Source organism: uncultured Maribacter sp. (genome assembly GCF_963974015.1).
Classification (GTDB): Bacteria; Bacteroidota; Bacteroidia; order Flavobacteriales; family Flavobacteriaceae; genus Maribacter.
Window position 1 is genome coordinate 1 of the sequence record NZ_CAXBBZ010000035.1, and the last position, 11007, is coordinate 11007.

At 34.1% G+C, this 11007-nt stretch carries 8 protein-coding genes; 3 read left to right on the forward strand and 5 right to left on the reverse strand.

Annotated elements, in window-relative coordinates; genetic code table 11:
- Window positions 1-223: 223 nt before the first annotated feature.
- Complete coding sequence (locus AACZ41_RS17785) at window positions 224-1372, forward strand: hypothetical protein (RefSeq protein WP_339629947.1); 1149 nt, start codon at window positions 224-226, stop codon at window positions 1370-1372.
- Here the strand turns inward: AACZ41_RS17785 and recG are convergent.
- The gene (recG, locus tag AACZ41_RS17790) at window positions 1365-3470 is read right to left on the reverse strand and encodes an ATP-dependent DNA helicase RecG (RefSeq protein ID WP_339629948.1); all 2106 of its coding nucleotides are present in this window, start codon (window positions 3468-3470) and stop codon (window positions 1365-1367) included. The two genes, AACZ41_RS17785 and recG, sit on opposite strands and share 8 nt — an antisense overlap.
- Before the next feature lie 77 nt (window positions 3471-3547).
- On the opposite strand from recG, the gene AACZ41_RS17795 reads away from it, so the two are divergent.
- Entirely contained in the window at window positions 3548-5623 is a 2076-nt protein-coding gene (locus AACZ41_RS17795; protein WP_339629949.1) for a M1 family metallopeptidase, read from the forward strand.
- Window positions 5620-6534: a patatin-like phospholipase family protein gene (locus AACZ41_RS17800; protein ID WP_339629950.1), complete on the forward strand. Its 915-nt coding sequence runs from the start codon at window positions 5620-5622 to the stop codon at window positions 6532-6534. The genes AACZ41_RS17795 and AACZ41_RS17800 overlap by 4 nt, the downstream gene beginning before the upstream one ends.
- Window positions 6535-6591: 57 nt before the next feature.
- Here the strand turns inward: AACZ41_RS17800 and AACZ41_RS17805 are convergent, their stop codons facing one another.
- The 4 genes from AACZ41_RS17805 to AACZ41_RS17820 form a co-directional block, all read right to left on the reverse strand.
- A complete protein-coding gene (locus tag AACZ41_RS17805) occupies window positions 6592-7110 on the reverse strand; it encodes a hypothetical protein (protein ID WP_339629951.1) in 519 nt (172 codons plus the stop codon).
- An 83-nt stretch (window positions 7111-7193) separates the two neighbouring features.
- Window positions 7194-7964, reverse strand: a complete 771-nt coding sequence (locus AACZ41_RS17810) for a hypothetical protein (protein ID WP_339629952.1) — start codon at window positions 7962-7964, stop codon at window positions 7194-7196.
- Window positions 7965-7989: 25 nt separating this feature from the next.
- Window positions 7990-9546 (reverse strand): FMN-binding glutamate synthase family protein, encoded by a 1557-nt coding sequence (locus tag AACZ41_RS17815; RefSeq protein WP_339629953.1) that lies wholly within the window; start codon window positions 9544-9546, stop codon window positions 7990-7992.
- A 5-nt stretch (window positions 9547-9551) separates the two neighbouring features.
- Entirely contained in the window at window positions 9552-10862 is a 1311-nt protein-coding gene (locus AACZ41_RS17820) for an amidohydrolase (protein WP_339629954.1), read from the reverse strand.
- Window positions 10863-11007: the final 145 nt, after the last annotated feature.

Below are 11007 nucleotides of genomic sequence, written 5' to 3' on the forward strand. Positions count from 1 at the left end.
AATCTAAGTTTACAAATCTATTAAAAACAAGGGTTTTTTGGAAATTAACACACTTGAAAATTACGATGTTCAACGGTTGAGTTGTGATATTTTATTTATTCATTAAACCAGTTATACTACTAAAATGGTATTTTGACTAAAGTTTATTTTTCACTAATATAAATTTCTTTTTTTGTCTTAAATTTCTGACAATTAAAAGCTGACTTTAATTGTATCTGCTATTTTGTTTATTTCTTGTAGTGATGATTCTATAGATAATGATTTAGATGCCAAATCAAGCTTTAGGGTTATAGGTAATTTTTATGATTTAAGTGTTAACGGAGGTACACAGGGTAGAGAACTATATGAACATGAAAATAATGGAGAAGAATACGACCCTAATTCTTACATAAATTTATTTTCTGAATTTGGACTACCTCTAACGAATTACGAAAATTATTACTCAGATAAAGATGGGATTACTATTATGGAAAATGCAATTGGTCGTGACAATTATACTTTTCACTATAAAAGTTATAATTCTAATGAAATTTTTAAGATAGACATACCTTATTTTAATCCATACGAATGGTCTTATTGGCATTACCGTGAAAGAATCTATTTTCAGTATAGAGACTTTAATTCTTTTGATTCCATCGATGGTACTACGGAATACAAAATAAAAATAATTGATGTCAGAACTAATCAAGAAACAGAATTAAACCTTGGGAAATTTAAAAGGACAGCAAATTCAAAATTTGAATCACTATATGTTGGGAAACATACTTATTTTCTTTGGTATGAGGATTCATTTAATCCTCAAGCGGGAAAATCTTTACTAGTTATGAGTTTAAATGAATCAGAAATAATTGACATTAAAACAATTTTAAAAGATGATACTTATAATTTAGTAGGTGACCGTAATGGAAATTGCTATTTATTTGGTGGGGATGGGGTTAACTATCAATATGATGTTGATTCTTCTAATCTATTTGAAATAAATATACCAGGAGAAGGTGGTCAATTTCAAGCTGGTTATAAAAGTAATAAGAATTCTCAAATTATTATTGATGATGTATTTTTTGGAACTAGAACAGGCGCATTTCCAGGAACAGGTGCTTTATATCCCGTGATTTATAATTTAAAAACAGGTGAAAGCGTGTTCATTGATGTATTTGATAATATAACTAAATTTGAAAGTGATGAAGTAGAATGGCAACCTCTTGTTGAGTGCTATGCGATCGATTATGAGAGTAAAGTGGTTTTACTTGGAGTTTCTAGTTTTAGTCTTGGGGGACAGTTCAAATCACAAGGAATATTCACAGTTGATTTTAATGGTAATGTTTTAGACAAACAAAAGATTCCTATTTTGCCTATTCAAATTATCAACTAATATACGTCCAGATATTTTTATGCTTTACCAACTGGGCATACATATGTCTAACAGTTAAATTCTCTGGTTTACCCAATGAAGGGTCTTCTTTAAGTAATTGAAGGGCGTAATACCGTGCTGTTTTAAGAATGTCATTATCCTTAACGATATCGGCTATTTTTAAATTTAACAATCCACTTTGTTGGGTGCCCATTAAATCACCGGGTCCACGAAGTTTAAGGTCAACTTCGGCAATTTCAAATCCATCATTAGTAGCCACCATGGTTTCTAATCGAGTTTTTGCTTCTGCAGATAATTTATGGCTGGTCATTAGAATACAAAAACTCTGGTCTGCGCCTCGACCTACACGACCTCGTAATTGGTGTAATTGTGATAAACCAAAACGCTCGGCGCTTTCGATAATCATAACAGAGGCATTAGGTACATTAACACCAACTTCAATAACGGTTGTGGCGACCATTATTTGTGTTTCGCCTTTTACAAACCGATTCATTTCAAATTCTTTATCGGCAGGTTTCATTTGTCCGTGAACGATGGATATCTGATATTTTGGTTGTGGAAAATCACGAACAATGCTCTCATAACCATCCATCAGGTCCTTATAATCCATGGCTTCCGATTCTTGTATCAATGGGTAAACAACATAAATTTGTCTGCCTTTTTCTATTTCATCCCGTATAAATCTAAATACCTTTAGGCGATTGGCGTCATACCGGTGAACAGTCTTAATTGGCTTACGGCCAGGGGGTAATTCATCGATTACGGATATATCCAAATCACCATATAAACTCATTGCCAGCGTTCTTGGTATAGGTGTTGCCGTCATGACCAATATGTGTGGAGGAAATTCATTTTTATGCCATAATTTAGAACGTTGGGCAACACCAAAACGATGCTGCTCATCAATGATGGCCATTCCTAAATTCTTGTATTTTACTTTATCTTCTAAAAGGGCATGGGTGCCAATAAGAATATTTAACTCTCCACTTTCTAGCTGTTCATGAATAGGTTTACGAGCCGATTTTTTAACGGATCCAGTTAGTAATGCACATCTTATATGGGAGCCTTCCAGTAGTTCTGAAATACCTTGAAAATGTTGATTTGCTAGAATTTCTGTTGGCGCCATTAAACAAGCTTGAAATCCGTTATCGATGGCCAAAAGCATGGTCATTACAGCCACAATCGTTTTTCCTGAACCTACATCGCCTTGTAGTAGACGATTCATTTGGGCATTACTACCTAGGTCAGCTCGAATTTCCTTAATGACTCTTTTTTGCGCTCCGGTTAGCTCAAAGGGTAACTTATTAGAGTAGAAATCGTTAAAATAGTCACCTACTTCAGTAAAAGGAAATCCTTTTATCTTCTTTTTTCTAGATAGTTTTTTACCTATTAGTTGAAGTTGAATGTAAAATAGTTCTTCAAATTTTAGCCTGAATTGTGCTTTTGCCAATAACTCCTGATTCTTAGGGAAATGAATGTTGAACAGGGCTTCACTTTTTGAAATCAGCTTTAGTTCATAAAGTAGCTTATCCGAAAGGCTTTCAGTGAATTTACCGTTCACCTCTATAAAAAGTTGTTGCATCAATTTATTGATGACCTTATTGGTAATACCTTTATTACTTAATTTTTCTGTTGAAGGATACACGGGTTGCATGTATACTTTTGTGCCTTGCTCATGTTCTTTAAGTGGTTCCATTTCTGGATGAGGCATTGAAAATGTGCCGTTAAACCAGTTGCATTTTCCGAAAATAACATAGGGAGTATTTAATTTTAAATTTTCGCGAATCCATTTCTGACCTCTAAACCAAACCAGTTCCATTTCTCCTGTATCATCAATGAATTTAGCAACTAGCCGAGTTCCCTTTTTTTGTTCGACCGTTTTAATATTGACTAATTTGCCTATAATTTGAACATCGGCACTGCTACGTTGTAATTGACCGATTTTATAGTATTGAGTTTTATCTATATATCGATTGGGAAAAAGATTGAGCAAATCTTGGTAAGTGTCAATTCCTAATTCTGATTTTAAGGTTTCAGCACGGTTAGGGCCAACGCCTTTTAAGTAAACAATGGGAGTCTGCAAGAAATTAGCATTCATGCTACTAAAGTAGGGTTTAGGTAGAATTGCGACAAACTAAATTATTAAATTTGATTTTCTATAGTTTATAAATCTAAATGAAGAATTTTTTTCTCCTACTTATTTTTGGAATTACCTGTTTCACCTACGGTCAACATCAAGATAGGGTAGATTTTACTAAGGCCACCTTATATATTAAGGCAGTACCTCTAAAACAGCAATTAAACGGAAGTGTTGATTATCGTTTTGATGTAAAACAAAATGTAGATTCTATTTTTCTTGATGCCAAGAATATGGATTTTCTAAAGGTGGAGATCGATGGAAAAAAAGCAAATTTCACTACTACAGAAAAGACAATTTCCATTAAGCAAAAATTTAAAAAAGGACAATCCCATAAACTTAATATCGAATATGTTGCCAAGCCAAAACAGACCGTTTATTTTATTGGTTGGGATGATGAAATATTGGGCAATGAACAAATATGGACACAAGGTCAAGGTAAATATACAAGTCATTGGTTACCGAGTTTTGACGATATGGAAGAAAAGATTGAATTCGATTTAACCATTGAAGCGAATACGAACTATCAGGTTATTGCGAATGGTAATTTGTTAATGAAGTCAAATGAATCCGAAGAGTTTTCTGTTTGGTTTTTTGATATGAAAAAGCCTATGAGCAGTTACTTACTTGCTTTTGCCATAGGTGATTATCACAAGCAAGTATTGAGATCTGATAGTGGTGTTGCCATTGAAAACTATTATTATCCTTCTGATAGTCTTAAAGTGGAACCTACTTATAGATATACAAAAGAGATATTCGATTTTTTAGAAAAAGAAATAGGAGTAGCGTATCCTTGGCAAAATTATAAACAAGTTCCTGTACATGATTTTTTATATGCTGGTATGGAAAATACAAGCGCCACTTTTTTTTCTGATGCCTATGTAATTGATTCCACTTCATTTATTGATAGAAATTACGTGAATATTAATGCACATGAATTGGCACATCAATGGTTTGGTAATTTGGTAACCGAAAAGAATAGTGAACATCACTGGTTGCATGAAGGCTTTGCTACGTATTACGCTTATTTAGCTGAAAAAGAAGTATTTGGTGATGATTATTTTTATTGGAAATTATTTGAAACTGCCAAGGTTTTAAATGAAGCTTCAGAAAAAGGAGAGGGGCAGAGTTTACTTGACCCAAAATCTAGTAGTCTTACATTTTACGAAAAAGGAGCTTGGGCTATAGCGATTCTTAGAGATGAGGTAGGTGATATAAATTTTAAAAGCGGTATAAAGAATTATTTGAATATCTATAAGTTCCAAAACGTGACTGTTGCTGATTTTATTACGGTAATGGAAGAGGCGAGTGGTAAAAATTTAAATAAATTTAAAGAGGTTTGGTTAGAGGGAAAGGAATTTCCTATGGAGGAAGTCAAAGACTATTTAATGACGAACAGTTCTTCACATAAAATGTATTATGTATTAAAACATGATAAGCAAAAAACTCTTATAACAAGTGATTTTTTAAAGGATCCTGAGTTATCAACTCAATTAAAATTAGAATTTCTTAAACGAAAAGGTGATATTCCTGAATTGGAACTTTCTCCCTTAATTGTAAGTGATAACATAAATATAAGACAATATGCTGCTCAGAAAATGGGTGAAATACCTGAGATTTTAAAAGAGTTTGCTGAAACATTATTGCTAGATAATAGTTATATCACCAATGAATTAATGCTATATAATCTTTGGAGTAGCTTTGATTATGATAGACGTGTTTTTTTAGATAAGACAAAAGCTATTATCGGTCTTCCTAATAAGAATGTTCGCTTGCTTTGGCTTACGCTTGCTTTGGTAACTCCCGATTATAACCCAGAAGCGAGTACTGAATATTATGAAGAACTTATTGGATATACGAACCCAATTTTTAATCCAGAAGTACGACAAACCGCTTTTCATTACTTATTTGAAATTCAGGCTATTAAAGGTGATGGATTGGTAAATTTGATTAAGGCAACGAATCATCATTCTTGGCAATTTAGAAATTACTCAAGACAGTTATTAGATGCTTTATTGAAAGATGAGGAGCAAATAAGTGAGATTGAAAAGGTCGCAAATCGACTAAAGTCATCAGATTTGCGTTATCTTAAAACGAAATTAAATTTTAAATGAAAGCATTAGTTATTTCCGGTGGTGGTAGTAAAGGCGCCTTTGCTGGTGGTGTTGCCCAATACCTAATTCAAGAAGAAGGTAGAAAGTATGATATTTTTGTGGGCACTTCTACCGGAAGTCTTTTAATTTCACATTTGGCATTGGGTAAATTAGATAAGATCAAAGAAATCTATTCTAATGTCAATCAAAAGAGCATATTTAATAATTGCCCTTTTTTGGTGAAGAATATTCGTGGTAATGAGGAGATTTCCATTAATCATTGGAATGTTCTTAGAAATTTTCTGGTAGGGAAAAAGACCTTTGGCGAAAGTGAAAACCTTAGGAAACTTATTGCAAATAGTTTAACTATCGAAGAATTTGAAACCTTAAAGAACGGAGATTCTGATGTAATTATTACGGTTTCTAATTTATCATTAAATCAGGTAGAGTATAAATCTATTAAAGATTGTACCTATGAAGATTATTGTGATTGGATTTGGATATCAGCAAACTATACGCCATTCATGAGTTTAGTTCGTAAAAATGGTTGTGAATATGCAGATGGTGGTTTAGGTAGTATTGTACCTATAGAGGAGGCAATAAAAAGAGGGGCAACCGAAGTAGATGTGGTTGTTTTACATACCGAGGTAAATTATTTGAATAGGGTGGCATCTAGAAATCCGTTCGAGCTAATCACCACAATGATGAGCTTTATTTTAGATCGTATTGAAAATCAGAATATCAGAATAGGAAAATTAGTTGCCAATCAAAATAATGCTATTATAAATCTGTTCTATACACCAACGATATTGACGACCAATTCATTAATATTTGATAAAACAAAGATGACCTTGTGGTGGAAAAGAGGTTATTTGTACGCTAAAAATAAGAACGAAGAAACAAGCCCTATTGAGCCAAATGAGAATGAATAATTCTCTTTTTGAGAAAAGGGCTTTTTAATTCAAGTAAGAGAATTTCATTGAGAGCTACTACCACAAATCGCCAATTTCCTTTTTTACAAAAGAAAGGGCAGTAGCTGAAGGAGAAGTTTTTTCCATAGTTTCATTAAGAATATCTTCTCTTAATTTATCGGCAGATTCTGTTTGACTCATTGCCGCTTTCCTAATCATTTGTATTGTTGCACTTTTTGCTGCCTTAATTATATTCCAACATTCGTCGGTCATATAAATTTGTTGTGATAGATTATGATCAAATTCTGTCTCTATACTTTTTATCAATAAACTTTCATAAGCACCTTTGTCTTTAGATTGTGGTCCAACACGTACTACTAAACTTGGAATAGCAATTCGTTCTAAAAATAAAGCCATACGTTCATATGCTTGCAAACGAATTGGTAAGGTATCTTTTTGAGAATCTTTATGTAAAAGGAAACGTCTACGACCTTCTTCATTGTTCGTGTGCATTCTAAAGAAATAGAAAGCAATAACACCCGTAACTACTGAAGGTAATAAATATGCGAAAAGTTGAAAAATTTGGTCAGAACTCATTTTTAAATTAGTTATTAATTACGAAATAAGAACGTCCAAATTTTTCAATTAGTATAGTACTTCATCGATGAAATGCAACAAATTTAATTTTTAACATCTCCCTTTGCCATATCATAGAAGCCTTTGTAATCTGGTTGTAGTTTTATTTGAAGTGATTCGCGTAGGCCGCCATCTTGCGCAACTGCCATAATTCGCTCGCCATTTACACCAAAATCTTTTATTAGAATACTCGCAATAGCTGTCGCTTGTTGAATAGCAATATCCATTTCACCTGTAATACTTAAACTCGCTACGGTAATTATGCTTTTAGGATTAGCATTTGCCACCTTTGCAACATTTTCTATCCATCCTCTAGATTCACTTGAAGGATTTACACCAACACCATCCGTAAAGAAAAAATCTAATTTCTCTGAAATAATTACGGAACCGTCAGATACGCCAACTTTTGCATTTTCACCTAAAACTTGTTTAGTATTGGTTAAAATAACTACCGCGGTAGAATCATTACTGGCAACGGCATCTGTTATACCTTTCAATTGCTTCTCTTTTCTTTCTAAGGTTGCTAAGGTCTTATTGATGTTTTCTGAATTCTGACTTGATAATGCTGCGAAGCTATTTAGATTCTTCATCAAAGTAGCATTAGCATCTTGTAACTCGGTTACTTGTACTTGAAGTTCATCGGCACGTTGTAATCCTAATTTTTCATTGTGCTGCGCGGTACTTACTATTCTCGATATAGAATCTAGTTTATATTTTAGTTCCTGATTCTGATCTATTAATTCACTCTTTTTCTGAGCTTGTACATTGCCTAATCCAACAACTACTAAAATTGAACATAAAAAAAATCTTATCATATAAATATGCATTAAATAGGTTAATCTAAATTTTGCCACCAAGATACGAACAGTCTTTTAATTCTTGAACTCCTATAAAAGGTACTTTTGCTTTATTGTAACCATAGGTAGAGGCTAAACTGCGATTTAGGTAATTGTCGTCTACGTTTACTTGAACATCGTCCATGGTAAATTGACATGGGTGTTCATAACCTGCAGCATGTGTTATTTCTAAAAACTCTTTTCTAAAGGTATTAAAGTACTGGGCCAGACGGTCAGCTTTTAAAGGTACGTCAATACCTTTTTGCAACCATTTATTTTGCGTTGCGATGCCGGTAGGGCATCTGTTGGTATGGCAAACTTGCGCTTGTATACAACCAATACTCATCATAGCTTCACGAGCAACATTTATACAGTCTACTCCCATAGCAAAAGCCATGGCAGCTTTTGCAGGAAAACCTAATTTTCCTGAACCTATGAATACAATTCGGTCGATAAGGTTCCTATTTAAAAATACCTTATAAAGGCTTGAAAAGCCGTAAACCCAAGGCAAAGAAACATGGTCGGCAAAAGAAGGGGGAGCTGCACCTGTTCCACCTTCACCACCATCAATAGTAATAAAATCTGGACCTTTTCCCGTTTTTAGCATAATATCGGCTAATTCTTCCCATTGATCTAATTTTCCGATAGCTCCTTTGATACCTACAGGCAGACCTGTTTCATTTGCAATAGCTTCTATTAAAGCCATCAGTTCTTCAACGTTTGAAAACGCTTTGTGTGTAGCAGGTGATAATACATCTTTACCAACTTCAACACCTCTTATTTTTGCAAGTTCAGGTGTTATTTTAGCACCTGGTAGAACACCTCCTTTACCTGGTTTTGCTCCTTGAGATAATTTAATTTCTATGGCTTTGATACATGGATTGTCTTCAACTAATTTTTTCATTTTCTCCATAGAGAAATTTCCATCTTCGGTTCTCACACCAAAATATCCAGTCCCAAAATGAAAAATGATATCACCACCGTGTTGGTGGTAAGGTGAGACTCCGCCTTCACCAGTATTATGAAAGGCATTTGCCTTTTTCACACCTTTATTCATAGCTTCTACAGCTGCTGCAGAAAGTGATCCAAAGCTCATAGCAGACACGTTTACAACGCTACCTGGTCTGTAAGGCTTCTTTCGATTATTGTGTAAGCCCATTGTTTTCGCACACGGTACGAATGCTGGCTCACTTGCATTAGGGTGACCAATAGGTACCGTGTAGGCCATCATTCTATTTTTTATAAAAATATGCTGGTGTGCATATAAATCGCGGTCAGAACCAAAACCTTCATAATTGTTCTCTTTTTTTGCAGAAGCATAAATCCAACTTCTTTCTATTCTGTTGAAGGGAAGCTCCTCTCTATTGTTTGCAACAAAATATTGGCGCATTTCTGGTCCTATACTTTCTAGCCAATATCTAAGATGCCCAAATACAGGGAAATTATGCTTAATAGTGTGGCCTTTCTGAATAAAAATATCCCAGATCGCTACTAATGAAATGAATAAAAAAATCCAAGCCCACCATGGTGGGCTTGGAAAAGAATTTAAAAATTGATTCATCAAAATTATCCTTTTGGTTTAATATCCAAAAGTGGTGTTTGATCACTATTTAAATAATCTAAACTCATTTCTGTTAGGGTACGTACTCCTAAAAGCAGACCACTATCATCTATTAAAAAATCTGGTGTATGATGTGGATATGATTCTGTACTGCCAGGTGTCATTCCTCCTAAGAAAAAGAAAAACCCGGGAGCTTCTCTTTGAAAGTATGAAAAATCTTCCGCTCCTGTTATTGCTTTTTGAAATCGAACATTGGCATCACCAGCGACTCTTTTGATAGTAGGTAACATTTGCTCTACCAATTCAGGATTATTATAGGTGATATCTGTTGCATCTTTAATCTCACAAGTAGCTTCGCCACCGTATGCTTTGGCAATGGTACTCACCATTTCTACCATACGCTTATTAAGCTTATCCTTCATGTCATAATCTAACGTTCTAATAGTACCGATCATTTCTGCAGATTCTGGTATGATATTGAAACGTACACCACTTTTGATTTTTCCAACAGTAATAACAGCTGCTTCATTGGTAAGTTCGGTTTCCCTACTTATTATAGTTTGAAGACCATCAATTATTTTAGCGCTGATTAATATAGGATCAACACCGGACCATGGTTGAGAACCATGTGATTGTTTTCCTTTTACATTAATAGTGAAACTTTGAGCTGCAGCCATAGTACCACCAGATTTATATTTTATTACACCAACGGGGGTTTGTGAATTAATATGAAGACCGAAAATAGCATCTACTTTCGGACTATCCATAACTCCTTCTTTCACCATTAATAAGGCACCACCTTCTTCTCCTGGTGGTGGACCTTCTTCAGCGGGTTGAAAGATGAATTTCACAGTGCCTTTTATTTTATCCTTGTTTTTAGACATTACTTCAGCAACACCCATTAAGATTGCGGTATGAGTATCATGACCGCATGCATGCATAACGCCAACTTTTTCACCCATAAATTCAGAGGTAACGTTAGACTTGTATGGTAAATCATTTCTTTCCGTAACGGGTAAGGCATCAATATCGGCCCTTAGTGCAACAACTTTGCCAGGCAAATCACCTTTTAAAATTCCTACCACACCGGTATAAGCAACACCGGTTTCAACCTCGATTCCTAATGATTTTAAGTGCTTCGCAATTTTTTCAGCAGTTTTAAATTCTCTGTTACCCAATTCTGGATTTTGATGAATTTCTCTACGCCATTCAATTACCTTACCTTCTATGGCAGTATAATCTTTTTCAAGATTTGTTCCTTGTGCTTGAACGGAAAATCCGATAAGAACGATTGCCAAAAAACCTAGTTTTTTCATAATCAGTATTTATGTTAATTATATTCTTTAATGTTACTATTGATGTTGAAAATTGATTCTAAATCAACTTGCATTCTCAATATGAAGTTATAAAGGTTAAATATATTCAAAATGAAAAGAAATACCATCCATTGTTTATAAATCT

Bases quoted from the DNA above. Each gene is read 5' to 3' on its own strand.
- AACZ41_RS17820 (WP_339629954.1), bottom strand. From the start codon at position 10,862: ATGAAAAAACTAGGTTTTTTGGCAATCGTTCTTATCGGATTTTCCGTT.
- AACZ41_RS17800 (WP_339629950.1), top strand. From the start codon at position 5,620: ATGAAAGCATTAGTTATTTCCGGTGGTGGTAGTAAAGGCGCCTTTGCT.
- AACZ41_RS17810 (WP_339629952.1), bottom strand. From the start codon at position 7,964: ATGATAAGATTTTTTTTATGTTCAATTTTAGTAGTTGTTGGATTAGGC.
- recG (WP_339629948.1), bottom strand. From the start codon at position 3,470: ATGAATGCTAATTTCTTGCAGACTCCCATTGTTTACTTAAAAGGCGTT.
- AACZ41_RS17815 (WP_339629953.1), bottom strand. From the start codon at position 9,546: ATGAATCAATTTTTAAATTCTTTTCCAAGCCCACCATGGTGGGCTTGG.
- AACZ41_RS17805 (WP_339629951.1), bottom strand. From the start codon at position 7,110: ATGAGTTCTGACCAAATTTTTCAACTTTTCGCATATTTATTACCTTCA.
- AACZ41_RS17795 (WP_339629949.1), top strand. From the start codon at position 3,548: ATGAAGAATTTTTTTCTCCTACTTATTTTTGGAATTACCTGTTTCACC.